Origin of the sequence: Leptospira ainazelensis (assembly GCF_016918785.1) — a bacterium.
Lineage (GTDB): Bacteria > Spirochaetota > Leptospiria > Leptospirales > Leptospiraceae > Leptospira > Leptospira ainazelensis.
The window spans coordinates 22901-49064 of sequence record NZ_JAFFPT010000006.1 but is presented as its reverse complement, the minus strand read 5'-3'; the positions used below and the strand labels follow the sequence as shown (position 1 = coordinate 49064).

The window sequence follows — 26164 nt, the reverse complement described above, 5'->3', positions numbered from 1 at the left end:
ATTGTCTGCGGGTTCTCAAGGAAGAGAGCCTTAAATCGTTACAAGGAAGTAACTATGAAGAGCATCCCGATTTTAGGAAATCTGGCCGAATCAGATGATTTCGGACCGGATCCGGTCATTCTCCGTAAAAGGGGAATGCCGGTAAAAAAGCGAAAATTTGAAGATTACAAAAAGAAACTGGAAGACCCGAGTTATATCGATTTTGCAATCGATAAGATAGCGATGGAAATCTCCCATTTTCTTTCCAAATGAACTTCTCGCTTAACGGGAATTAAGCGACGGCCCTGTTTTCTCCGTAATTTCCGGCGTTCTGGAAATTCAGGGCCTCTAGAAGGTGCCTTTCCTCCACAACCTCGCTTGCCTCCAAATCGGCAATCGTTCTCGCCACTTTCCGGATCTGATTGAACTTTCGAATACTAAGTCTGCGAAGTCGAATCTGATTTTCGAGTATATCCTCGCAAGCGGCGTTAAATTTAAGAATCCGATTCACCGATTCTCCTCTAAGTTGCCCGTTGAAATAAATTCCATCGGATTGATATCTTCGATTCTGGATTTCCGCAGCTTCGTAAATTCGATCCCTCGTTTCTTGAAGATCGATTTGGATTCTCTTCCTATCTTTTTCATTCGAAGGAAACATTTGAACTTCGAGATCGATTCGATCTCGAAACGGACCGGAATAGGGGGTTTGGTATTTTTTGATCCTTTGCGCGTTACAACCGCAAGAGCCTTTTTCCACTCCGTAAAACCCGCAGGGACAAGGATTCGTGGCCGCAACCAAAAGGAAATGTGCCGGAAAGATTACGGTGCCGCTGATTCTCGAAACCGTAATCCAACCTTCCTCCATCGGTTCCCGGAGCGCCTGTAAAACTCCGGATTTGTATTCCGAAAGTTCGTCTAAAAAAAGAACACCACGATTGGCCAAAGTTACTTCTCCCATTCTTAAATCCTTAGAACCTCCGACTAAAGAAATATCGGAAGCCGTATGATGCGGAGATCGGTATGGTCTTTCCACAAACAATTCTTTGAGAGGAAACTGAGACGATTGAATTCTAAGAATGTCCAGTGCTTCCGATTCTCCCGGAGGGGAAAGAAGAAGTCCCAACATCCTCGCCAAGAGGCTTTTTCCGGTTCCTGGCGGTCCTGTGAGAAGAATATGATGCCAACCTGCGGCAGCGATCTGAATCGCCCGAAACGCCACCATCTGGTCTTGATACAACTCAAAGGTTTTTGGGATGGACGGAACCTTCACTTGAATCGCAGATTTGATTTCAGGATTTCTTCGATTTTCCAAAACTTCCTCCAATTCTTTCAAATGCGATATCCCATAGACTTCGAACTTTTTGAGGAGAGCCGCTTCTTCCTTATTTTGAAACGGAAGAATCACTGTATCGTATTTTTCGGAGGTAATTCCGGAAAGAATGGGCAGAACTCCTTTTAAAGGTTTGAGACATCCGTCCAAACCCAATTCTCCCAAAAGAAGTGTTCTTTTTAATTTTCCCGAAGGAAAAATCTGACCCGTGAGAACCAAAATTCCGCAGGCAATCGAAAGATCCAAAAGGGTTCCTTCCTTTTTTCTTCCGGCTGGAGCTAGGTTTACAAGAATGTTTTGAAACGGACAAGAATAACCGCTGTTTTCCAAAGCGACTCGAACTCGCTCGGCGGATTCCCTTATCGACTGAGCCGCAAGACCAGTGATCATAAATCTCGGCAATCCTCGTTTTAAATTGATTTCAACGGACACCGAAAAAGCTTCCAATCCTTCCAAATTCGCACCGGTCAAACAAATCCATGTATTTTTCATTCATGACCCTCCAAAACCTACGGTTCCTGCTCGTGAACGGAAACTCCCATTCCTAAAACTTTTTTTTGAAAAATGAACCTTTTTCTCTAAAATTAGAAAGGAGGAAAAAATCCTCGAGTCGGTCTTACTCGGAACCTTTCACTTCCCGCTTGCCCATCCAAAAATCATACACATCGACCTCGGGTTGGCGGGGAGCATCTCGTTGTTACCACAAATTCTTCCAATGATTCCAGTTCATTTATGGGTGCGGGATATTGAGAGGAAGAGTAGTCAGAAAGAGGGATTCTTGGAAAATTTAAAGGGATTTGAGAAGGATTCTAAAAAAACTAGTTTCAAATACCTTCCCCCTCTGTAATTTTGCACTGAAATGTTTCGTATCACGGTTTTCCTGCTTTCAGGGGTCATTCTTTTTCTTGCAGGCTGTGGAAACCGATTGATTCGCAAAGATGTCGTTGCTCAGATCAACGAACACTACATCGATAAGACCTATTACCTTATCCAAGACAAGAAGGTCTCCAATACGGAAACCTTTAAAAAAGGGATGCTCGTTAAGATCTATATCGAATCGACACCTTCGATGGTGAAGATTAAGTGTTATCCTGCGGATCACAAAAGAGAATACGCCATCGGAAGGATGATCATCTATCAATTGAATGATGAATACGGCGGAAAGAAGATAACGATAGAGGATCTGGATAAACTGATAGCTAATGAACTCGTGGAATACAAAAAGAAAAAATAGATCCTCCCGAAGAGGTGGTTCAAGATCGGCTGCACGCTTGTCCGATACTAAGAAGGTGAACGGAAAACTTTTTTTGATTCCCCTGATCTCCTCTTTGGTTCTGTCTTCTTCTTTGGGAGCTGATCCATTGAAGAATTACGACGCGGAAATTTCCGAGTACACAAATAAGGATTCCTCCTTTTTTACGGACAAAGAAGAACGTAAAATAAAACAATTGTTCTCTCAATCTCCCGAGAACTGGCAAGAAGAGAAATACTCTCTCAACTATCATAAAGACAAATCCAATCTGGAACTTCCGAGTTTTATCAGCGTCAATCGGATTATCTCTTCCAAAATAGTAAGCCACAGCGGCGTCGTTTATAAAAATTACGTCGTAAAACCGAAAGACACTCTTTTTAAAATCGCCAAGATCATGAAAACCTCGGTTCAGAAGGTGAGTTCCGCAAATGGTCTCAAGAAAAATTCGACGCTACAAGTCGGGCAAAATATTTCCATCCCGGTTCAAGTGAGAAACGCGAGTAGAGAAAAGGTAGAGTTTCGAAAGGTTTTTGTTTCGCCGGTCGTTAACGCAAAGATGACTTCTCGTTTTGGGAGAAGAAAGGATCCGTTTCATACCGGGTCCGGCGGTTATCATAGCGGAGTCGATTTCGGAGGGACACAGGGTTCTCCGATCTTAGCGTCTGCGGACGGAGTAGTTTCCTTTACCGGCGTAAACGGAGGCTACGGAAATACGGTCATCATAGATCATGAAAACGGTTACAAAACCATGTATGCCCATTGCGCAAAAATTACAATCGAGCAGGGAACGAGAGTGAGCGCGGGGACGGTCATAGGTGCCGTTGGCAGAACCGGATCGGCAACGGGTCCTCACTTGCATTTCGAAGTATTCTTAAACGGAAATCGGATCAATCCGGAAGCGGCCTTAAGAAAGACCTTGAAAATTGTGACCCCTTTAGATCCAGGTAAATTTGCCAGACTTTAACATCCTTTCGAAATCGGATGTGATTCAAATCTCTGAAAGAAATTTACTGATCGGATTCCAATGAACGCGATTTTTTTAGAACTCAGGAAGAACACATTCTATACTCTCATTCCTGTGATCCTTTTTTTTTCTTATTCACTTTCGTATCTTTTGCGAGCGGTGATTCTTGCGTTCTTAAATCCCAGCGTTCAAACCTCAAGCGGCAATCTCAATCCGACCAGAAAGATAGGTCCTGAAACCAACCGAGCCCTGTCGTCTTATGAAGAAATGGTCCAAGGAAATCTGATTCGCGGAATCGCTTCGAGAGCCGGAGAGATTGCGACGGAAGGCGAACTTTCCACGGCTCCTCCGGATACGGGAGAAGGCGAGGAAATGCGAGTCACCGGAACGTTGAGCGGACATTGGTCCTTTGCCCGTGTCACCATCGTTGAAAAAGGAAAACCGGATGCACAAGAGTTTGCAACCGGTGAGACCGTGGCCGGTTATAAAATTCGATCGATCGCGCTTAACTACGTCGTTTTAGAAAAGGGAGGAATTTCTCTAAAAGTAGAAATCGGCCAAACCCCCGGAGAAGCCAGAGCAAAACTCGGTCAAGACGCAGCTCCAAAAGGAGATCCCGGTCAAACCGCTTCCGCCGATACGATTCGCAAAGTTCTTTCGAGACAAGACGTCAACCGAAAGCTCAAGGATCCGGCCGCCTTGTATAAGAATGCAAGATTCGGTCCGGCTTTGATCAACGGTAAAATCGCAGGTTACAAGATCTACAGCGTTTCTCCGGACCATATTTTTTACGCATTGGGCGCAAGAAACGGAGATACGATCAAACGAGTCAATGGAATGCCTTTGACGGAAACCGAAAAAATGTTAGAAATCTGGGGAGCCGTAAAAACTGCCGATAAGATTACGGTAGATGTGGAAAGAGGTAGCCAGATTCTCACCTACGAATTTATTATCAGAAACTAAAAAAAATGCCCGGAACAACCAATCAACTTCCATTCTTTAGAATCTTCTCCATTCTTCTGCTCGTACTTTTGGTATGGGATAGACCCGTATTTCCCCAGAATAAAAAGAAGGTTTCCGTTAAAACGAAATCTGCGACTTCTCCGGAAGAACCCGCAGAAAGAACTTTTTATGCAAACTGGAGAGACACCGAACTCAACGATTTCTTAAAAGGAATGAGCGCGATCCTCAGAAAAAACATTCTCCTGGATGAAAGTTTAAAGGGTAAAAAAATCACGATCATTTCTCAAAAAGAAATTCCAATCAAAAACGCATTCGTATTTATGAAGTCGGTTTTAGAGTCCCTCGGTTTCGGAGTTGTGGAAGAACCCGATCTCATCTCCATCGTAAAAATCAAGGACGCACTCGCCAGATCGCCGATCGTTCGCGTGGGAAAGGAATTGATTCCCGAAACCGAAGTCGGAGATTATAGAAATATCACACAGATCATCCCGGTTGAAAACGTTAAACCGGAAGAATTGGAACCGATTCTCAAACGTCTGACTTCTCCCAATACGGACGTGATCGTTTATAAGAATACGAACACGATCGTTCTTTCCGGTTCCGCTGCCGACATCAACAAACTCTTACTCTTAGTCAACGAACTCGACCAAAAGTTGGAAGAGGCCACACCGGGAGCGGTTTCTTCCGCAGGCGACGTTCATATATACACTCTGGAACACAGCGAGGCTGAAAAGATCGCCGCCACGTTAGTCAAGCTCGACAATCCGGTTGTACAAACGGAAGAATTGAGTCCTGAAAAAAAAGCTCAGGGTCAGGTTCCGGCAAAGGTTGAAAAAATCAAAGCGGTCGGTCACAAAGAATCCAACTCAGTGATCGTGACGGCGACTAACTCGGAATGGACCGAGATCCGAAAGATCATCAAGGTTTTGGATTCTGCTCGAAAACAGGTTTTGTTAGAAGTTTTGATCGTAGAATTGACTTCCAGCGATCTCAACGACTTCGGTATCGACTGGAGATATAAGAGTGAAGCCTACGGACAATTCAATACCGGTCTTTCGAAAGAAGGAAATATCATCAACTCGAACGGACAGGTAAACCCGAACATCAATACCTTGAGCGGTTTCTCTTTGGGTTTTTTAAAGGCCGGCTCCGAGCAGATCATCGGTATTTTGAGCGCCAACCAAGGAAACGAAAACTTCAACGTTTTATCTGCGCCTCAGGTTTTGACCGTGGACAATCAGGAAGCCGAGATCAGCGTAGGACAAGATGTTCCCGTAAGAACCCAAAGTAGAAACGCGGGAACGGGCGGTGCAAACGCGGTTACGGTGGACAACTACGAATACCGTCCGACCGGGATCAAACTCAAGTTCACACCACACGTAAACAAAAACAATAAGATCACGTTAGAACTCTTTCAAGAAATCAAAAACATCGCGGAGATCGCTCTCGCCGGAGGAAATCCGACGTTCAATCGTCGAGAGATCAAAACCTCGGTCACGATCGAAAATACCCAATCCATCGTAATCGGCGGTTTGATTTCTACGGACAAACAAAAACGGATTATCAAAATCCCTTTCCTCGGCGACATCCCGTATTTGGGGCATTTGTTCAAAAGAACTACCGAAAAATTAAAAAAAACCAACCTTATGGTTTTTATCACTCCACATATCCTCGATAGCAGAGAGAACGCGGATAAGATGACTGTGAAGAAAAAAATGCAACAAGAAAGATACGAACTCGAAAGAGAAAGAATCCTCAACAAAGAAAAAGAAATCAAAGAAAGAGGGGACTAAGTTGAAAACTCTCGGAGATATCCTAATCGAAGAGGGGATCATATCCGAAAAAGATCTGGAAGATTCCCTGAAGGTTCAAAAAAAGAATAACCTTCCTCTCAGTCATATCATTCAAAAAAAAGGAATCGCGGGAGAATCGGATATTCTCCGTGCGCTTTCTAAACTCTATCAGCTTGAGTTTCGTGAAAAATTAGAATTCTCCGGAATGGAAGAAGTCTTTCAACAGATTCCTCTCAAACTCATTCAAAGAAGCAGAATCGTTCCTTTTCAACTTTCCAAAAAGACGATCCGGATCGCGGTTTCCGATCCATCCGATCTACATCCGATGGACGACGCTCGTAATTTCCTTAAAGGATACAATGTAGAATTCATTCTCGCTCCCGAACCGGAAATCATGCGGATCATCCATTCGCATTTCGATACAACTTCCTCCGCCGCAAAAGAGATGTTAAACGAAATGGAAGGAAGTTTTTCCGAACTCGCGGAGGCTTTTGAAAACGACTCTCTCGACCTAAGCGACGACGCGCCGATCATCAAGATGGTCAACGTCATTCTTTCTCAAGCGGTGAACGAAAGGGCTTCGGATATCCACATTGAACCCTATGAAAAATCCCTCATCGTACGTTATCGTGTGGACGGTATTTTGCATAACGTGCTTAGTCCGCCGAAATCGTATCACGCGGGAATTTCCTCCAGAATCAAGATCATGTCGAACTTAAATATCGCGGAGAACAGACTTCCTCAAGACGGTAGAATCAAACTCAGATTGACCGGTAAGGATATCGATATCCGCGTTTCCACGATCCCTTGTCAGTTCGGAGAAAGAATCGTGATGCGACTTTTGAACAAAACCGATCAGAAGTATTCTTTAGATACGATGGGTTTTTATCCGGAACTCGTAAAGACGATCCGCTCCTTAATAATCGAACCGCACGGAATCATTCTTGTTACAGGTCCTACGGGTTCCGGTAAGTCCACGACTCTTTATTCCGCGCTTAGCGAATTGAATACCGAGGAACGAAACATCATCACTTGTGAAGATCCTGTCGAATATCAGTTCGAGGGAATCTCTCAGATGCAGATGCAGGAGAAAATCGGACTTACGTTCGCGACTGGTCTTCGAGCGATTCTTCGTCAGGATCCGGACGTGATCATGGTGGGGGAGATACGGGACGAAGAAACCGCGAGGATCGCGATCCAGGCTTCCCTTACGGGCCACTTGGTCTTTTCGACACTTCACACAAACGACGCGGCGAGCGCCGCAACGCGTCTTGTGGATATGGGAATCGAACCTTACTTAATCACCTCGACCGTTCTTGGATTTATGGCGCAACGACTTGTGAGAGTAATCTGTGCTCATTGTAAGGAAACTTATAAACCGACCGCATCCGAACTCGAATCGATCGGAATTCCCAAAAAGAGCCTGAAAAACGGAACCCTTTACAGAGGAAAAGGTTGTTCTCATTGTATGGGAACGGGGTTCAAAGGAAGAACGGGGATCTACGAACTTTTATTGGTGGATTCTCATATCAAAACGGCTATCCTTCATGGAAGTGACGCCGGTAAATTGAACGAAATCGCAAGGGAACACAATTTCAAAACTCTTAAAGATTATGGAATTCGAAAGGTTATCGACGGCGTGACAACGATAGACGAAGTGCTCAGAGTCACTTAAACAAAATGGCAATTTATTCTTACGTAGCGTTTAACAAAAAGGGGAAAGAAGAAAAGGGAATCATCGACGCGGCTTCCCTCCAAGCGGCCCGTTCCAAGTTAAAAAACAAAGGTCTTTATGTTCGCAACATCTCCGAAGATTCCGAAAAAAAAGACAGGGAACTTTTTCCGTTTTTAGCTAAGTATTTTTATAGAATTCCAAGAAAAGAAGTTGGGCTTTTTTCCAGACAACTCGCTACCTTGCTCGGCGCAGGAATTCCTCTGGACAAATCTCTCGCGAGCATCGTTGAACAAACTGATAATCAGAATTTTAGAAAAGTTCTGACGGGAATGCAAGCGAGCATCACCGAAGGATCTTCCCTTTCCGAGGCGATGAAAAAACACCCGGACGTTTTCCCCAGTCAGTTTCCTTCGCTTGTCGCGGTCGGCGAAAAAACCGGCGACTATGAAGCGACGTTGACTCGACTCGCTGAATTGGAAGAGAAGTCCAGCGAACTCAAAGCAAAAGTACAGGTCGCGATGGTTTATCCCTTTATCATGGGTTCTCTTTCGATCTTCGTAACGATCTTTTTATTGACCGTCGTCATTCCTCAGATTCAAGAATTGTTTTTGCAGTTCGACGCAAAACTTCCACTCATCACTCGTATTGTCATCGGAGTTTCCGATATTCTCATCGGGTTTTGGTGGCTCCTTCTTGCGTTGGGTTTTGGTGGAATCGTGGGATTTATCTATTATAAAAACACTCCTCAGGGAAAACGAAACTGGGACGAATTTATTCTAAAGGTTCCGATCTTGGGTTCTTTGGCTCGTAAGGTTTTGGTGAGTAGTTTTGCGAGAAACATCGGAATTCTTCTGAGCAACCGTGTTCCCTTGATCACAACCCTTTCGATCGTGGAACGGATCGTGGATCATTCCATCTTTGGAGAAGAGATCAAAAACGCGGTGGATCGAATCAAGGAAGGAGAAAAACTTTCAGCTTCCTTTAGCGGATCGGTGATTCTTCCTCAGATGGTGATCGGTATGATCGCCGCCGGAGAAGTCTCGGATCGTGTTCCGGAAATGATGAACAAACTCGCCGATATTTACGATACCGAAGTGGACACCGCGATTAAAACGATGACACAATCCATGGAACCGCTCATGATTGTGGTAATGGGTCTTCTCATTGGAACGATTATGGCCTCGATCATGGTCCCAATGTACAACTTGACGCAACAACTTCAAAATATATAATTTAGAATAAGGAGAATTCAATTGAATCTGTCCAAATTAAAAAGAAAATACAGAAAAGGTCTCACACTGATAGAACTCGCTGTTGTCGTGATCATCTTAGGAGCGCTCATCGCTCTTGTTTATTCCAATTTTCGCCCGGGTGAAATCAGCGACGATACGGCTGCATTAAAACTCAAAAAAGACGCCTACGAGTTACAATCTCATCTGGAAAGATACGCTCAAAGATATGGTTCTTATCCGAGCGACGAACAGGGACTCGAGGCTTTGGTAGAAAAACCGACTACGGGAGAGGTTCCCGAAGATTGGAAACCGATCCTGAGCAAAAAAGGCGCGATCAACGACCCTTGGGGAACTTCTTACAAACTCAAAAGGGACGCGGGTGGCGACGTTCAGCTCTTCACCTTAGGTAAAGATAAAAAAGAAGGCGGAGAAGGCAAAAATGCTGACTTCAACATTCTCAACGAAGACGAATACCCTTCCGACTTCCGCAGAAAATAAACTCCATTCTCCTTTCCGGTTATGAAAACAAGAAATATCCGGAAAGGATTCACCCTGATCGAGTTGATCGTGGTAATCGCGATCCTCGCGGGGTTGATTAGCATTCTTGCAACTACAGCGGCAAACTTCATAGTTCCTTCCGGTACCGACGCGGCTCAAACCCTCAAACAAGCAGCCGAATTCTGCTATCGCAAATCGATTCTTACAAACACAACAATGGTTTTAGAATTGGATATCGAAAACGATACCTACACAGTGAAAAAACTCCTCCGAGACGAGAGCGGACTCAAAGAAGTTTTGGTTTTTAAACCGCAAAAACTTCCTTATAATTCCGAAATCATAGACATCACTGACATCCGCGGTTTTCGTTATACGAAGGGAGTTGTCAAAGTTCCTTTTACCTATCTTGGAATCGCCGCAGACTACAGCGTTCACTTGGGAAACGATCCGTCCATCTATCGAACTTTGATCATCTATCGATACGGAGGAAAGGTTTCCGTTTTAGAGGGAGAACAATTTCACACTTCTTCGAACCTCGGAAACGATAAGAATTGGAAAGAGCAGCAGGATGAAAACGAACAGCAGCAGCTTTAAATTCCTTTCCACTCCTTTTCGAAATTCTTTTCGCAAAGGTTTCAACCTGATCGAGGTTTCTATAGCTCTTGCGTTAGCCGGAATTGCGATGACTTATACTTATATGGTGATTGCAAACGGGATCAAACAACAAAGACTCGCTGCAGTTATGTCAAACGCGGTTCATCTCGCTAAAATCAAAATGGCTCAGATCGACTCGGTTTCCGTCCTTCAATCCGATAATACGAGCGGGGAAATTCCGGGTTATCCCGGTTATACATTCAAAACTCAGATCGGAGAAGAGGATATGGATCTTCTTAAACTCGCGGGTAAAGAAGGGAAAAAACCGGAAGACCTTTTGGGAGGAAGAGATTCCGAGATGAACAAACTCATAATGAGAAGATCCGGACAAGCAAATCAAGGAGCTTCGACGGCCGGAATCATTCGGGTTTTTAGAATCAAAGTCACAATCAATTATCCTACGGGAAGCGGAACCGAATCTTATACCGCGGAAACGTTCAAATCGGCTCAGTATTAAAATGAAAAAAATGCGCTCAAAATTCTTTCGCAAAGGATTTACTTTGATCGAAATTTCGATCGTGGTAATGATTTTGGGCGTTATCTTTACGGGAATTTTTTCTACGTACTATACGGCTCTTAAAATTTCAAGAGAATCCTCTTCCCCCGGAGGCGCTTCCAAAAGGGATATTCTTTTGGCTATGGAGAATGTTCGAAGTACGATCTCTATGGCATATTTTCATCAAACACAAAGAAGACTGATCTTCGTCGGAAAAAACGACGGAAGGGGAATCGATCGTAAAGACCGTTTGGATTTTGCGGCGACCCATCCCAACTCCGAAGAAACATCCATGCCGGAAGTACGAGAGGTCGGATTCTATCTCAAACCGATGCCCGAAGAACCGGATTACAATTATCTCATTCGAAGAGAGGACGAGATGGTGGATCGTTATCCGAAATCGGGCGGAACCGAATACAGGCTTTTAAGTCACGTAAAAAGTTTTCAACTCAAGTATTCCAGAACCGGCGCCAAATGGGAAGACGAATGGGATTCTAAACTGACAAAGGTTTTACCGAGACTCATTCGAATCGAGATGATCGTAAATTCCGGCAAAAGGGAGGTCCGCTATGAAACGCTCGCGTTTCCGGGAATTCTTTTTAAATAATAAAATTATTATATTCTTAAATACTTTCGCGATGGAGAATTTAAAATATAAACTCTCCTCGTTTCGAGGATTACGAAAATCGAGAGAAGGATTTATGGTAGTCATTCTCGTCATGGCGATCGGAACGGCCTCCTTTTATACGGCGACCGAATTCGCACAAAGGGCCGGAGGAGAGCTTAATATCGCTTATTCGGACGCTAACGGATTTCGAGCGCTTTTACTTGCAAAAGCCGGTTTTCAAGGTGCGTTAGGCGCTCTTAAAAAAATCCCCGAAGAATACCTCTACAAAAGCGGAATCGCCCTCAACCCGCCTCCGCTTCCGATGGGGGGAGGAACTATCTATTACAAGATCAGTTCCGAAGATGGAAAGATCAATCTCAACACGCTCCTCAACCAAGATGATAATCAGCAGAACGCGCGGGCTGTGGAAATGGTTTCTCGACTCTTTGACAAACTCGGAATCAAAAGGGAAAAAATTTTCCCGATCTTCGATTGGATGGATACCGACCTTCAGGAAACGGGAGGCGGGGCTGAGGACGGTTACTATTCCTCCCTAAAACCGCCTCGTAAGAATAAGAATTCATTTATGTATTCCGTTTCCGAACTCGTTTCCGTAAAAGGATTCGATCGGGGACTCGTATACGGTTCCTTAAAGCCGGCCGACTATCAGGAGAAGTATTCGAACGCGTTTCAGTCCGAAGAGGAAAAGGCTCTTATCGGCGACAGCGATTTCGTTTTGGCGAACAATATCACGGCGTATATTCCTTCCGGACAAAATTCGGACGATAGAATCAACTTGAACGCGGCGCCTTATTTTGTTTTGATGTCTTTATCAGATTTTATGACCAAACAGGCAGCAATGCGAATTCTCAAATTCAAATTGGAGCAGGGCGGTTTTATCAAAGAGCTGAAGGACATAGAGAAGTTTCAGGAATTTCAAGTTCCAACGGCGGGCGGTCTCACTCTCTATAAGGAACTCGCCGGAGAAGGAACTGACGTTTCCGGCGGAAGGATCAAGACCAAGGGCGAAATTTTTAGAATCGTAGCGGTGGGCCAAGTTGGCAAGACCATTCGAAGAATCACCGGAATCTTCGATCTTACCAACAGCACAATGCTCTATTATATGGAAGACTAAAAGTAAGATGTTTATTTACGATCAATTTCTTGCAATCGACTACGGAACGAGCACGATCAAAGGAGTTCTCTTCCAAAAAGTCCTCGGAAAACTGAGCATTCTTCGTTCCGAAATCATGAGCATCTCTCACGGAGAAGAGGAAGAGTATCGCCACAACATTCTCCGGTTTATCAATTCTTACTTTCCCGGAGAAACGAGCATCGTCCTCAACCTTCCTCTGGATCGGCTTTTTGTTCGAGAATTGCACATTCCTCTGACAACCGTCAAAGCGATTCGTGAAGTCATTCCTTTCGAAGTGGAAAATAGGATTCCGTTTCCTATGGAAACGGTGGAAGTGACCGGAAGTATCTGGAGAATCGATCAAGAAAAATCCGACGTAATCGCATATTGCGCTCATCACTCCGAACTCGACTTTATCACGTTTCCCTTTTTAGATACGAACATCGTTTTCAGAGGTCTGTTTGTCGATTCGGTGAGTTTGTCCACGATCATCGCCGAACATACAAACAAAGAAATTACTTATAAGAATTGCGCCCAAGCCGACATCGGAGGTAGAGTCACGATTCTTAATATTCTTTCCGAAGGGAAGGTGGCTCATACGAGATACATTTCCATGGGCGGAGATACTCTCACGGAACAGATCGCTTCCGATCTAAAAATTCCTTTTGAAAAAGCCGAAGCGATTAAACTTTCTCTTCAGTTCGAACCGTTTTCAGGAGAAGACGACGGTTTAAATCTGTTTGCAAAAGAATTCAAACTCAAAGTTGCGGATATCAAAAAATCGTTTCAGAGCGTTTCCAAGTTCGCCGAAAAACTCTCCTCCGAAATCCACAGAAGTATAGTTTCGATGAACGAAACCGAAAGACCCGAAGTTTTGTATCTTTCCGGAGGAGGAAGCAAAATCAGAGGAATCGATTCAGTTTTCGGAGATTCCCTCGGCCTCATCACAAGAAGATACGATTTCCTTTCCCTCGACGGAGATACGTTTTCAACCTGTTTTGGAATGGGTTATCATTTCGGTTTAGCAAAAAAGGATAAAATCGATTTTATCAGCACTCCTCACGTCAAACGGATCAATAAGAATATTCTAAACTTCGATCAGTTTCTGCCTCATTTGATTTTTTCAGGAGTATCACTCTTTATTCTTATTACGGTTTTTTTCGTCGGAATCGTCATAGATAAAAGAAAGTTAAGCGCTAGCGAAAAACTTCTTGCCGAAAAATTTCAAAGGGGATTTGGAAGATCGGCCCCCGAAGACGTGGACATTTTAGAATACGCCACAAAACTCAAAAACGACGAGAAAAAAAAGACCGAAATCTACAGACTCTATTTGAGTAAACCGAGCATCCTCGACATTCTTTTCGAACTTTCGATGAACTTTCCCGCGTCCGATATGCAACCGTTTCAGTTGGATCAATTTGATTACGACCAAGACTTGGTGAAAATCGGCGGAAGGGTGAACGAATTCAGCGAAATCGGGGTTGTTCAAAGATCCCTGGAAAAATCTCCGATGTTCAAAGATATAGAAGTTACGAACAAAAGACTTATGCAAGGTGTAAAGGCGTATAAAGTTTCCTTTACGATCACGATGAAGGTTGTAAATAAGCCCGTCGGCGCGGAGGAATCTTTTTAATATCATTATGCTCGAAAAATTAGAACCCAGAGAAAGATTGATCGTCCTCGTCGGAATCGGCGCAATTCTTTTGCTGATCGTATTCTTAGCCGTTCAAAAGATCGTGAACATTCGTCAAGGTTTGACCGAAAGAGTTCAGGATTCCAGAACCGCTCCCGTAAAATTAGACAAGATCATTCAAGAATACAACGACTTTCGTTCACTCGATTCTTCCGGAGGAGATTCCGACGTAAGCGCTATCTACGCCAAACTCGACGAAATTTTTCTAAAATACGGATTAAAAGAAAAAATTTCGACGATGAAAGACTCTTATGCGATCGAAGATAAAAAATACAAACGTACGACGATCGATATCAATTTTAGATCGGTCACACTCGATAATATTTTTCGATTCGTCTACGATATCGAAAAGAATAAGATGATCAATGCAAGAGTAGAATACCTCAACTTTAGAAAACCGTTTCAGGGAAAAGAAGTCTACGACGTCAACCTGAAGTTATCCAGCTATAGTAGAGAAGGTAATAAACGATGAAAAAAGAAGAGGAATTCCAGGAAGAAACGGCCCTCACACCGGAGGAAGAAGAATTCTTAACTCTGGAACTTCAAGAAGAGGAAGAGGCCTCGCCTCGATTCACTCTCAAACAAAAACTCTATTTGATCGGAACCGGAGTTTTTTCTTTTTTGATTTTCACAATTTTACTTTTTCCATTGGATGAAATCATCCGCAGTTCTTTGAATACCTCTTCTACAAAAACCGGAACCATCGTCAACTTTCGCGACCTGAGTATTTCCTTTTTGGGAAATGTCACTCTGGATACTTTGGAGATTACTACACCTTCCAATTTAAAAATCAAATCCGAAGAAACGGTTTTAAAAACTTCCCTTTTCGGACTTATGAAACGTAAGTTCGATGGAAAATTTAAAATCTTATCTCTGAAGATAGACACGGAGAACGGTCCTTTTGCAAAAATTCCTCGAATCGAAGGGCAGGGAAAGTTTGAAAATCTGGATTTAGGAATCGCGAGAATGGGTGGAAATTTCGACATTGAAATTCCAGCCGGTTCATCCGGCATGATTATGGAACTACCGGAAATTCCTCTCCTCGGCGAACTCAAAAACATAACGATTAAGAAATTTTTGACAAAACTGAATCTGAAAGATGGAAATCTTATTTTTAACGATTTTACTCTGGATACGTCGATCGCTCGTTTTGATATCACCGGAAACATTCGTTTATCCGAAAGTATTCAATTCTCTCAACTCAATTTGAGAATCTGTTTGGAATTGGATCGTAACTTTGCTTTAGAAAGACAGGATATAGAAGATATGCTGACTCTTTTAGAAAAACAGAGTGGAGGTAAATGTATTCCTTTGATGGGAACTATCGGCAAACCGGAGGCGAAGATTCCGGGGTTAACGGGTCCTCCGGCGACGCCGTAGTTACTTATTTTACGGAGAATAATGCAAGGTCCGCTTGATTGGATCAAAAATGAATTTTGGGCTAATTAGTTCCTCAGTTTTACGTTCTTATTCATAGATGTTATGAACAAACTTCTCCTTCAGAGAATTTTTATTTTTTTTCCGTTTTTACTATTTTGTTTTTTCTGTAATTTTCAACCGCATACGCCACCTTCCAAAGAACAGTGGAACGAATTTAGAAAACTTCCCGGAAACCAAAAGAAAATTCTCGCCTTTGAAACATTTCTTCGAAAACACAAAATTTTGAATGTTGTTCCCATTGAACAACTTCTGAGACAGGGCACGGATTGGAGACAGACTCAGAGCCAACCTTTCGCGATTCCACCTCGAACCGTATGGCCGAACATTTTACCAACTTTAAGAGTGATTCGCGATTTGATTCTTCCGGAGATAGGCCCTGTGACGGTAGTTTCGGGTTTTCGAGAAGCGGACTATAATGACAAAGCCGGTGGCACAAAGTCCAGTCGACATCTTTTGTTTTCTGCTTTAGATATGATCCCTGATCAAGAAATCGATCACATTCATTTAAAAAATCGTCTTTTAATCCTTTGGCAAAAGGAAGGAACGAACCAAAGGATCGGACTCGAATCGTATTCTCGAAATCGATTTCATATCGACACAAACGGTTTTCTTACGTGAGAAAAGTAAAACTTAGAATCCTCCTACATAAAGAAAGGCCTTGAATGAAAACTCATCCAAGGCCGATTCAATTTTAAAAACACTGATAAAGAATATTCTTTTTTTGCGTTTTTGTCTTAGAAAATCGAAATCAAGAACATCCGGTGGTAGATCCACAGGACATACACTTTAGACAAGATCCGTTTCTTACCATCTCGAAAGATCCGCACTCGGAGCAAGAATCACCGGTATAACCTTTGATTTTTGCGAGTTTGACTTCTTCCAACAAAGCGATTCCAGTCGGAGCAGGGGCTCTTTCTTTCGAAATCATCTGCGAATAAGAAATGGTCTCCACTTCTTTTTTAGGAGGAGCTTCGGCAACCGCAGCGTTGGTTGCGGTTTCTTTCTCACGGATGTTCGATTCCGCGGTAGCTCTTTTGGAACCGATTTCGTCCCCTCTCAAATCTTCCGGAGCAACTTGTCCAAGATCGTATCTTCCAAGATAGGTGATCGCAAGTTCTCGGAAGATATAATCGATTACGGAAGTACTCATCTTGATGTGTTTGTTTCCGGATACGATTCCGTTCGGTTCGAATTTGAAGAATGTAAAAGCATCCACGTATTCTTCCAAGGGAACCCCGTGCTGGAGACCTAAGGAAACGGATATCGCGAACGCGTTCATCAAACTTCTAAACGCCGCTCCTTCCTTGTGCATATCGATAAAGATCTCTCCGATCTGACCGTCCTCGTATTCGCCGGTTCTTAAATAAACCTTGTGACCGCCTACGATCGCTTTCTGAGTATAACCCGCTCTTCTGCTTGGAAGTTTTCTCCTGTGAGAGATATACTTCGTGATTACTTTTTCCGCGATCTGAACCGGATCTCTTGAGATCATCGCTTCTCTTACTTCGTCCTGTTCCTCGATTTCGATTCCGTTGAGGAGTTCCAATACCGAATTGAGAGGTTGAGAAAGTTTAGATCCGTCCCTGTAAAGGGCGTTTGCTTTGATCATCATTTTCCAAGAAAGGAAGTAGGCGTTTTTCACGTCTTCTACAACCGCGTCTTCCGGAAGGTTGATCGTTTTAGAAATCGCACCGCTGATAAACGGTTGAGCCGCAGCCATCGTACGGATATGAGATTCGTAGGAAAGAAATCTCTTTCCATACTTCCCGCATTTGTTTGCACAATCGAAAACGGGATAGTCCTTCTCTTTCAAGAAAGGTGCGTTTTCGATCGTCATCGTTCCGCATACGTAGTCGTTTGCTTTGTTGATATCGTCTTTGGAAAAACCGAGATATTCCAACAGAGAAAAACCCGGAATATCAAAAACTTCTTTGGCGATTCCGAGATTTCTCGTTAAGAAGTCTTCGCCTAAGTTGAATTTGTTGAACGCGAAATTGATGTCGAAAGCGAGAGGAAGGGATGCTTCCACCTTTTCGAGGATCTCGTTCGTAAAACCTTTCTCTTTCAGAGCTTGTGTATTGACCACAGGAGCGCCGTTTAGAGTCGCGTGACCTTTGCAATAGTTTACGATCGCTTCGATTTCGGAAGGAGAATACCCTAATTTTTTCAAACCAAATGGAACGGATTGATTGATGATTTTGAAATAACCGCCACCCGCGAGTTTTTTGAATTTCACCAATGCAAAGTCGGGTTCAATTCCGGTCGTATCACAATCCATCACAAGTCCGATCGTTCCGGTAGGAGCGATCACGGTTACCTGTGCGTTTCTATAACCGTGTTTTTCACCCAAGGCAAGGGCGAGATCGGAATCTTCTTGAGCCGCCTTCAACATATAAGAAGGACAAAACGCAGGATTGATTCCCACCGGAGTGATCGTCAAACCTTCGTAGTCTCCGGAAGGTGCGTTGTACGCCGCTCTTCTATGATTACGAATCACACGAAGCATGTGTTTTTTATTCTTCGCATATCCGGCAAAAGGGCCTTGTTCTTTCGCCATTTCCGCAGAAGTTGCATACGCGGTCATGTGCATGATAGAAGAAATCGCGCCGGTGATCGCCATCGCTTCTTGCGAATCATAGGGAATTCCAAGAATCATCAAAATGGAGCCCAGGTTTGCGTAACCAAGACCAACAGTTCTGAATTTATAAGAAAGTTCAGCGATTTCCTTGGACGGAAATTGCGCCATCGTTATGGAGATTTCAAGAATGATCGTCCAGAGTTTGCAGAGATAACGAAAGCCTTCTACGTCGAAGTTTAAAGTTTCCAAATCCACAAATTTTTGCAAATTCGCGGAAGCGAGATTGCAAGCCGTATTGTCCAAGAACATATATTCGGAGCAGGGGTTTGACGCGTTGATCGTGCCGTCTTCCGGACAAGTATGCCATTCGTTGATGGTGGTATGATATTGGGTTCCTGGATCGGCGCTCGCCCAAGCCGCGTAAGAAATCTTTTCCCAGAGTTCTCTGGCTCTCAAGGTTTCCGAAGCCTTAGGTTTACGACCTTCCGCTTTTGCTCTTTCTTTTTCGGTTCTGAAATATAAGTTCCAAGGCTGGTCTTGTTCAACCGCAGTCATGAACTCGTTCGTAAGACGAACGGAATTATTGCTATTTTGACCGGAAACCGTATTGTAAGCGTCGGATTGCCAATCGGTCGTGAGTTCTTCAAAAAGAATTTCTTTGTAACCTTGTTTCGCAAGATCGATCACACGTTTGATGTAGTTATCGGGAATTAAAACTTTTTTTGCTTCTACGATGGTTTTTTTCAGGGAAGAATTTTTCTTAGGATCAAAACGATCGTCTCCTTCCATCTCATAACAAGCCGAAATAATCGCGTTGAGATGACGGTTGTTTAACATCGAACCCGTCACAAGAGAAGCGACTTTCTTTTCTTCGGTCACTTTCCAATCCACAAAACTTTCGATATCCGGATGATCTACGTCGAGACAAACCATCTTCGCTGCACGACGAGTCGTTCCACCGGATTTGATTGCTCCTGCGGCACGATCACCGATTTTTAAGAAACTCATCAAACCGGAACTCTTTCCTCCACCGGAAAGTGGTTCGTTTTCACCTCTTAGATTGGAGAAATTTGTTCCCGTTCCGGAACCGTATTTAAAAAGACGAGCCTCACGAACCCAAAGATCCATGATTCCACCTTCGTTGACGAGATCATCATCCACACTTTGAATAAAACAAGCGTGAGGTTGGGGATGTTCGTATGCGGAAGCAGATTTTACAAGTTTACCAGTCGCTGGATCCACATAGTAATGACCTTGCGATTTACCATCAATTCCGTATGCCCAGTTCAGACCTGTGTTGAACCACTGAGGGGAATTCGGAGCCGCCATCTGAGTCGCGAGCATATAGACGATTTCATCATAGAAAACTTTTGCACTTTCTTCATCGGAGAAATATTTATATTTGTATCCCCAATAGGTCCAACATCCGGCGAGCCGGTTAAAAACTTCCAGAGCGCTGGTCTCACCGCCAAAACGATCTTCCGGTTTTAAAGATTCCAATTTTTCTGTATCAGGAACCGATTTTTGAAGCCATTCCGGAATCCCTTCCTCTTGTACTTTTTTCAAATACTTTGGAATTCCTTTTCGACGGAAGTATTTCTGCGCAAGAATATCAACGGCAACCTGGGACCAACCCTCAGGAACTTTGATGTCGTTTGCTTCGAAAACTTTAGATCCATCCGGATTGGAAATCTTGGAATTGCGTTTCGCCCAACGAATTTCGGACGATTCTCCACTTTTGGGGGCCGTAAAATGGCGGTTTAACTTCATAAATTTGCTCTCAGACTCCGTAAGACTAGTAAGAAGGGATTATGTCACTCTAAGAAAAAGGAAAAATGATCCAAAGCTTTTTTTGGCTCTCTTTTCTCCTAAGTTTCAAAAATTTTCCTACAAAAAGTTGTAAAAACACAGCCCAATGCGACAAATTAAGGTTGCGTGCTTACCCCATTTTGAAAATATAGGCCTAACTACCGAGGATACTCCCCTTTAGCTCAGTCGGTAGAGCAAGTGACTGTTAATCACTGGGTCGCTGGTTCGAGCCCAGCAGGGGGAGCCACCTTTCTGTCGCCTCAGCCTATAACGGCAATTTTCCCTTCTTTGGTTCTTTTTAGACGAAGTTCCAAACATTTGGTTCCCGAAAAACTTCTCTTTTGTGTAGTATTTTTTAAAAAGAATCTGGAAAATGACCGAATTTTCCCTGAATCTTTTTATTCGAAAATTTTTCCCTGCCTAATCGGAAACGACCAAAGAAGAATATTCTAAAAATTGAATATTCTGTTTGTCAAATATAGGATTTGACATTGATTTTCGCCGAATTTTATCCCAAAAAAAGAATGAAACCTACTGTGCCAAAATATAAAAATGTGAATGTGCATCAGGTTTCATACAAACCAACTCAATTCTTGATCTGTATCGAATGAAATTTTCCGGGAATCAAGGTTACAATCTACAATTCCCGGAAAATCAAATTTCAAAACTACTTCCTAAAATTTTGTACCAACTCAATGCGCTTCTCTCTATGGATCGCGTCGCAGGGCGGGGCTTTCGTTTTACGGAGGACTGTCGTTGTTACGACATATTTTTCTTAAGATTCAAACAACTTTGTGGGTAAGGATATGCCGACTATGGAGGAATCCTTTACGGTTCATTTTTTGCCGGTTTGAGCGATTTTAAGAATTTAAAAATGGCTCTGAGTTCCAAATCGTTCATAGAGGCATAGGCTTCCCAAGGCATATGACTGTGGCCGATCGATCTTCCTTGACGAAAACGCGCTATAAATTCTTTTTCGGTCCAATTTGTGATCCTTCCTTCCACATGTGGAGTTAGGTTGGGTGGGATCAGAGATTCTTTACTCGGGTCCGAATCTTTCATAGGAGCTCCACCCGCAAAGGGCTCACCGATATATTCTCCGATCATATTTCTTTTCGTGTGACAACCGCTGCAATTGGCGACGCTGTTTGCCAAATATTCTCCATAAACAATGCTATCTTCGACTTTTATTGATTTTAACACTTCTCCCTTGGGCCCAGCGGGTTTTACCACAAAGGCTTTCAAAAACTTTCCGATCGGATTGAGTTCGTGTTTTGGAATCGGATGTTTAACCGGTCTGAGACTTCGTAAAAAGGATAGGATCGCCGATAGATCCTCGTCGCTCGTATTGTGAAACGGCATAAAATCAAACACCACGGTATGATCCGGATGAACTCCATAACGAAGGGATCTCGCGATTTCAGCGTCGGAAAAACTTCCGATTCCGGTTTCAAAATCAGGGGTTATATTCGGCGCATAAAAAATACCAACGGGCAACTCGAACTTTCGACCACCGGATAGACTCGGCCGTGGATCGGTTTTCGAAAAATCGGATTCGAAGGTTTTGTGACAATCCACACAATGAGCCGCTCCATAAGCGAGTCTTTCGCCTCGCTGGATAACGGCAGGATCCAGCGAAGCCTTTACGTCGGGATAGGGCGCCTCATATCGTATGTTTTGTCGTAACGCCGTTGCAATTACGCCGACCGCAATTATCAGTAAAAGGGTTACTCCGGTCCACTTCAAGACTTTCAATAACATCAGTTCCTCGCATTCTTTTTGAATTTGGATACGGAGTTTAGAAAACAATTTTGTATTTTGTTTTGTCCAAATCCGATTTCTAATTCAATAAGACAAGTTCAGAATTCAATTTGCTTTCTTTTGGATGTTTTCCTTCATTTTCGAAAATCTTTTAACTCTAATCTATAATTAGAATACCAACATAAAATTCGCGTGTGATTTTAGATCAATCTCATGCAAAAAAATGAATATTCTTTTCAGAGTTTTGGAATATATGGATTGAAATTCTCTTGGAAATTTATTTTCTTTCCAAAACGGATTTTAATCCGAAGAATTTCCAAAAGAGGTTGTTATGAAAATAGGATTTTTATCTTCGATCAGCGAGTGGATTGCAAAAAATTCTTCCGGTAAAAACATCTTTCTTTTTACCTTGGCTTCGATTCTAATCTCCGGATCGATGCAGTTCTTGGAACAGTTGACTCCGGTTCCTTCCGGTCAAAGTCTTCCCTTAAAAATGGACTTTCGCCCATTTTCATCGGCAAAGGATACGATCGAAGTATTTGGATTTTACGGAGAAGTCGGACGTTCTTTGTATTTTTGGCAGGACGTTTTGGATATGTTTTTACCAATCGCGGTCGGTCTTATGATCGGTTCTTTTTATTCAAGAGTGGCTTTGTATTGGAAACTTCCGGTTTTATTCAATCTTCTTCCTTTCGGATTTCTGGTATTTGATTGGATCGAAAATTCCCTTATGTTTTACTTTTTATATTCATGGCCTATGGTTTCGGAACCTTTAGCCTTGTTTACCGGAAAAATCACAGCGATCAAACTGATGTTTGTTTTTATCGGATACGGAATGTTAATCGTTTGTCTTTTGGCTTTGTGTTTTCGTTTTTTCAAAGGAAAGTTTAAAGAATCTAAAGAATAAAAAAACAGTTTTGCTACTTCAAAATCCGAAAGTTCGGCTTGAATCTCTTCGAAAAAGAGGCGAATCCGCCAGGAATCGGAAGAACCCCTGTTTCAAAATGAAATATTCCATTCTTATAATATTATATTTAAACGGGGAACTTCTATATTTTTGCAAGGTTCAAGATAAAGACGGATTTATCGTTTTTCGAAACTACAAATCGCCCCTCTCAGAATAGATCTTCTGGATCGGAAGTTTTATTCTCGGTGGTTGCCGGTTTCGTGTCCCCACGAAATCCGGTCTTGTTCGTTTTTTTCGATTCGTCTTTGGTCAGCGCTTCGATTTTTCCTTCCGCCGTATCCAAAATTCGCTGACAAATTTTTTTGAGTTCCATTCCGCGTTCATAGGCTTTGAGCGATTCTTCCAGACTGAAATCCTGGCGTTCCAGTTTTTCAGCAATCTGTTCAAGTTCCAAAAGAGCTTCTTCGAATGAAATTTTAGATTTTGATTCTGCCATTTTATTTTCCTTTTCGGATCACTTGCATCGTTCCGCCCGCAAGCAATACTTGTAATTCTTCCTCCGGTTTTGTTTGTTCCGGAGAACTGATGATTTTTCCTTTTGTATTTCGTACGATGGAATAGCCGCGTTTCATCGTAGAGGCGGGGGAAAGATCCTCCACCTTGGAGGTCAAAAATTCCGCCCTTTGTCTTTTATGGGAAAGAATGTTTTGAATTCTCGGAGTCAGATTCGTATAACGTTCGATCCGAACCTTGGCAAGATCCAATTTATTTTGAACCGCTTTTTGCAACCGAATTCCGATTTCGTCCACTCGTTGGCTTCTCGCATTTAAGAGCTGCATCGGTTCCTTGAAAATATACTTTCCCGATAACAAACGCAGACGGTCCTTACTAGAAGAAACCCTGGCGTTTAGAGAAGTTTTAAGTCTTCCTTCCAATTGCGAAAGAAATTGAAGAATATCTTCTTCTTTTGGGACGGCGTGTTCCGCCGCAGCCGTCGGGGTCGGGGTCGCGAAGTCGGCGGCAAAGTCGCTTAACAAAACGTCGGTCTGATGTCCTACCGCCGAAATGATAGGAACCCTGGAATTTGCGTATGCTCGAACCACCTTTTCGTCGTTAAATGCCATCAGATCTTCGAAACTTCCGCCGCCTCGTCCCGCGATGATTACGTCCACGTTCCATTCCGGACGATTCAATTCCTCGATGGCGCCTACGATCGAGTTGGGAGCGTCTTCTCCCTGAACCACACAAGGAGCTATGAGAATATTGATTCCCGGAAATCGGGATCTGGCCACTTTGATGATGTCTTCGATCGCAGCTCCGGAAGGTGAAGTCGCGATTCCAAGAGTTTTTGGAAACGCAGGAATTCTTCTTTTTTTCTCGGGATCAAAGATTCCTTCCGCTGAAAGTTTTTGTTTGAGTTTTTCAATCTGAAGAAGAATGTCTCCCTGACCCAATTCTTCCACTCTGGATACGTTGAGGTTGTAGGAACCTCCGGCCTCGTAGAGTGTGATCGTTCCGTAGACTTGGATTTCCTTTCCGTCGCTGAGTGGTTTGCCCGAATAATTCTTATTGGAATAGTTGAAAAAAGTACAACGGACCAAAGAGGTCGCGTCTTTGAGGGAAAAATAGATATGACCGGAGTTGGCTTTGCTGTAATTGGAAATTTCCCCCCGGACCCAGATATTTTTTAGATCTTTGGATCCTGTGATGAGATTTTTGAGAATCCTCGTTACTTCCGTGACGGAAAGAGGTTTGGAATCTTCCAATCAGTTCACCGATGCCCCTTGTTTAAAATCAATTCTCTCCGATACAATCTCCAAAAATCCCAAAGAATGACGACTAACGTGACGGCCACGGGACCGATTACGAGTCCCATGATTCCAAACTCTTTGATTCCTCCGATCAGGGAAAGAAAAATGAGAAGGGGATGTACCTGTAATTTTTTATCGAGCATTCTCGGTTTTACGAAATTCTCAAGAGCCAAATAGAAAAAAAGACCGCTTCCCATAAAAAAAATCGCCATCATCGGATTGTTTTCCAAAAATAGAATATAGAGTCCGATCGGAAGCCATACTACCGAGGTTCCTACTACGGGAATGATGGAAAAGAAGGCGGCCAAACTCGCGTATAAGAAAGGACTCGAAATTCCCGCGATCAAAAGAAGAATATAAACGGCGGTTCCCTGCAAAATGGAAATGATCAAGTTTCCGCGGATTACCGTTTGCACTGCGGAAGTGACCTTTCTTCCCACTTGTTCTTCGAGCTGTCTGGAAAACGGAAGATTATCCAAAATGAATCTTTCGACTTTTTTTCCGTCCTGATAAAGAAAAAATAGGACTAAAAGTGCGAAAAACAGATTCATCAGAATTCCGGTCGGCAATTCTATATTTCCCAAGATAAAAGAGGAAGCGTTGCTCAAAATTCCGTAGATGCTGTCGAGGTTCAAAATATCGACGTAGTTTTCGGCGAATTCTCCATAGATTTCCGGAACTTTTACCCAGAAGAATTCGTTGTCCGTGATAAAGTCGGTGAGCATCGCAAAGTTCATCAAGGTTTCGATCATCTTGTCTTCGCTTAACGAAATTCTTAATTTGAATAGAATCGAAAGGGCTTCCTGGATGAGAGTACGAATGACAAAATAGGAAGGAATGAGAACGAGCATGGAAACGAGAGTGATCATAATCCAAGGAACGAGCCATTGGAATCTTTCGCCGAGATATTCCTTGAGCAGTTTGTATTGTCTTCTCGTCGCGAGATAGAGGATCAAAGCCATCAATGAAGAATAAAGATAGGGACGAAATACTAGAAAAAATACTCCGATCGCAAAGATAAAAAGGATCGAGAAAAAAATCACGAACGTATATTTTCCCGGTTCGGGATTGAATGGAACAACAGGTTCGATCATCTTTTAACCGCCTGATTTTTTATAGAAGAGTTTGATTCTGCTTCCCGCGTCCACGGCTTCGATCTGAATCGTTACCACTTTTTTATTCTGACTTTCCGCCATAATCACGGTCTTTTGATCCGTGATCTCTTCCTGCAAAATTTTCCAATGGAGAGATTTAAAAATCGAAGCGTAATAGACTTCCATTTGTTTTTTCTTAAACGCGTGAGTGAATAGAAGAAAGGATTCTTTCGTATCGAAATATCCCCGTTCCGATTTTAACTCCGTAGAATGGATCAAAGCGGCGCCTTCCGGAACAAACTCGACGGGAAGGGATCTCGGATTTCGAACCGGATGATTCTGCAGAGTCAATTTGTTATAACGATACAATTCCGTCTTGGAATCGGAGGAAAAGACGGAGATCGGCGCCGTAAAAACGCCGAATAGAAAAAGGAGTAAAAAATGGAAACGAGTAGGGTTCACTTTTTTTACTTGAACCTTATCCGCCATCACT

Annotated in this window: 24 protein-coding genes and 1 tRNA gene; 18 read left to right on the top strand and 7 right to left on the bottom strand. The window is 43.0% G+C overall.

What is annotated here, in order from left to right:
• Positions 1-54 precede the first annotated feature (54 nt).
• Positions 55-252, top strand: coding sequence for a hypothetical protein (locus tag JWG44_RS01315; protein WP_100787307.1), 198 nt, complete (start codon positions 55-57; stop codon positions 250-252).
• Between the two features lie 19 nt (positions 253-271).
• Here JWG44_RS01315 and JWG44_RS01310 read toward each other — a convergent pair whose 3' ends face one another.
• Complete coding sequence (locus tag JWG44_RS01310) at positions 272-1801, bottom strand: YifB family Mg chelatase-like AAA ATPase (RefSeq protein ID WP_205273167.1); 1530 nt, start codon at positions 1799-1801, stop codon at positions 272-274.
• Positions 1802-2168: 367 nt separating this feature from the next.
• Between JWG44_RS01310 and JWG44_RS01305 the strand changes: the two genes are divergently transcribed.
• From JWG44_RS01305 to JWG44_RS01235, 15 genes are all read left to right on the top strand, one after another.
• Positions 2169-2543, top strand: a complete 375-nt coding sequence (locus tag JWG44_RS01305; protein WP_205273166.1) for a type II secretion system-associated lipoprotein — start codon at positions 2169-2171, stop codon at positions 2541-2543.
• Positions 2512-3525, top strand: coding sequence for a M23 family metallopeptidase (locus JWG44_RS01300; RefSeq protein WP_205273165.1), 1014 nt, complete (start codon positions 2512-2514; stop codon positions 3523-3525). Before JWG44_RS01305 ends, JWG44_RS01300 begins: the two co-directional genes overlap by 32 nt.
• Before the next feature lie 60 nt (positions 3526-3585).
• Positions 3586-4488, top strand: coding sequence for a general secretion pathway protein GspC (locus JWG44_RS01295; RefSeq protein WP_205273164.1), 903 nt, complete (start codon positions 3586-3588; stop codon positions 4486-4488).
• A 5-nt stretch (positions 4489-4493) separates the two neighbouring features.
• A complete protein-coding gene (gene gspD / locus JWG44_RS01290) occupies positions 4494-6281 on the top strand; it encodes a type II secretion system secretin GspD (protein WP_205273163.1) in 1788 nt (595 codons plus the stop codon).
• A 1-nt stretch (position 6282) separates the two neighbouring features.
• On the top strand, positions 6283-7956 hold the full coding sequence (gspE, locus tag JWG44_RS01285) for a type II secretion system ATPase GspE (RefSeq protein WP_205273162.1): 1674 nt from the start codon (positions 6283-6285) through the stop codon (positions 7954-7956).
• 5 nt (positions 7957-7961) lie between these two features.
• Positions 7962-9188 carry a type II secretion system F family protein gene (locus JWG44_RS01280; RefSeq protein ID WP_205273161.1) on the top strand — a complete coding sequence of 409 codons (1227 nt, stop codon included), beginning with the start codon at positions 7962-7964 and terminating at the stop codon, positions 9186-9188.
• Between the two features lie 21 nt (positions 9189-9209).
• On the top strand, positions 9210-9686 hold the full coding sequence (gene gspG / locus JWG44_RS01275; RefSeq protein WP_205273160.1) for a type II secretion system major pseudopilin GspG: 477 nt from the start codon (positions 9210-9212) through the stop codon (positions 9684-9686).
• Between the two features lie 21 nt (positions 9687-9707).
• On the top strand, positions 9708-10280 hold the full coding sequence (locus tag JWG44_RS01270) for a pilus assembly FimT family protein (protein ID WP_205273159.1): 573 nt from the start codon (positions 9708-9710) through the stop codon (positions 10278-10280).
• Positions 10255-10797 (top strand): type II secretion system protein, encoded by a 543-nt coding sequence (locus JWG44_RS01265; protein ID WP_205273158.1) that lies wholly within the window; start codon positions 10255-10257, stop codon positions 10795-10797. Before JWG44_RS01270 ends, JWG44_RS01265 begins: the two co-directional genes overlap by 26 nt.
• 10 nt (positions 10798-10807) lie before the next feature.
• Positions 10808-11443, top strand: a complete 636-nt coding sequence (locus JWG44_RS01260) for a type II secretion system protein GspJ (protein ID WP_205273157.1) — start codon at positions 10808-10810, stop codon at positions 11441-11443.
• A 31-nt stretch (positions 11444-11474) separates the two neighbouring features.
• Positions 11475-12578 (top strand): type II secretion system minor pseudopilin, encoded by a 1104-nt coding sequence (locus tag JWG44_RS01255; RefSeq protein WP_232371428.1) that lies wholly within the window; start codon positions 11475-11477, stop codon positions 12576-12578.
• Positions 12579-12585: 7 nt separating this feature from the next.
• Positions 12586-14211, top strand: coding sequence for a cell division protein FtsA (gene pilM / locus JWG44_RS01250; RefSeq protein ID WP_205273155.1), 1626 nt, complete (start codon positions 12586-12588; stop codon positions 14209-14211).
• 7 nt (positions 14212-14218) lie between these two features.
• Entirely contained in the window at positions 14219-14743 is a 525-nt protein-coding gene (locus JWG44_RS01245) for a hypothetical protein (protein WP_205273154.1), read from the top strand.
• Positions 14740-15651: a type II secretion system protein GspN gene (gene gspN / locus JWG44_RS01240; protein WP_205273153.1), complete on the top strand. Its 912-nt coding sequence runs from the start codon at positions 14740-14742 to the stop codon at positions 15649-15651. The genes JWG44_RS01245 and gspN overlap by 4 nt, the downstream gene beginning before the upstream one ends.
• Positions 15652-15753: 102 nt before the next feature.
• Positions 15754-16329, top strand: a complete 576-nt coding sequence (locus tag JWG44_RS01235; protein WP_205273152.1) for a D-Ala-D-Ala carboxypeptidase family metallohydrolase — start codon at positions 15754-15756, stop codon at positions 16327-16329.
• 130 nt (positions 16330-16459) lie between these two features.
• Here JWG44_RS01235 and JWG44_RS01230 read toward each other — a convergent pair whose 3' ends face one another.
• Complete coding sequence (locus JWG44_RS01230) at positions 16460-20059, bottom strand: vitamin B12-dependent ribonucleotide reductase (protein WP_205273151.1); 3600 nt, start codon at positions 20057-20059, stop codon at positions 16460-16462.
• A gap of 210 nt (positions 20060-20269) precedes the next feature.
• On the opposite strand from JWG44_RS01230, the gene JWG44_RS01225 reads away from it, so the two are divergent.
• Positions 20270-20345: transfer RNA gene (locus JWG44_RS01225), tRNA-Asn, on the top strand.
• Positions 20346-20926: 581 nt separating this feature from the next.
• Here JWG44_RS01225 and JWG44_RS01220 read toward each other — a convergent pair.
• On the bottom strand, positions 20927-21859 hold the full coding sequence (locus JWG44_RS01220; RefSeq protein ID WP_205273150.1) for a c-type cytochrome: 933 nt from the start codon (positions 21857-21859) through the stop codon (positions 20927-20929).
• 331 nt (positions 21860-22190) lie between these two features.
• Between JWG44_RS01220 and JWG44_RS01215 the strand changes: the two genes are divergently transcribed.
• Complete coding sequence (locus JWG44_RS01215; protein ID WP_205273149.1) at positions 22191-22766, top strand: hypothetical protein; 576 nt, start codon at positions 22191-22193, stop codon at positions 22764-22766.
• Positions 22767-22974: 208 nt separating this feature from the next.
• Here JWG44_RS01215 and JWG44_RS01210 read toward each other — a convergent pair whose 3' ends face one another.
• Genes JWG44_RS01210 through JWG44_RS01195 form a run of 4 tightly spaced genes read right to left on the bottom strand, consistent with a single transcriptional unit; the run spans position 22975 to position 26163 of the window.
• Complete coding sequence (locus JWG44_RS01210) at positions 22975-23262, bottom strand: exodeoxyribonuclease VII small subunit (RefSeq protein ID WP_205273148.1); 288 nt, start codon at positions 23260-23262, stop codon at positions 22975-22977.
• A 1-nt stretch (position 23263) separates the two neighbouring features.
• Complete coding sequence (gene xseA, locus JWG44_RS01205; protein WP_205273147.1) at positions 23264-24532, bottom strand: exodeoxyribonuclease VII large subunit; 1269 nt, start codon at positions 24530-24532, stop codon at positions 23264-23266.
• A 5-nt stretch (positions 24533-24537) separates the two neighbouring features.
• On the bottom strand, positions 24538-25671 hold the full coding sequence (locus tag JWG44_RS01200; RefSeq protein WP_205273146.1) for an AI-2E family transporter: 1134 nt from the start codon (positions 25669-25671) through the stop codon (positions 24538-24540).
• Positions 25672-25674: 3 nt separating this feature from the next.
• Positions 25675-26163, bottom strand: coding sequence for a hypothetical protein (locus tag JWG44_RS01195; protein WP_205273218.1), 489 nt, complete (start codon positions 26161-26163; stop codon positions 25675-25677).
• Position 26164 lies beyond the last annotated feature (1 nt).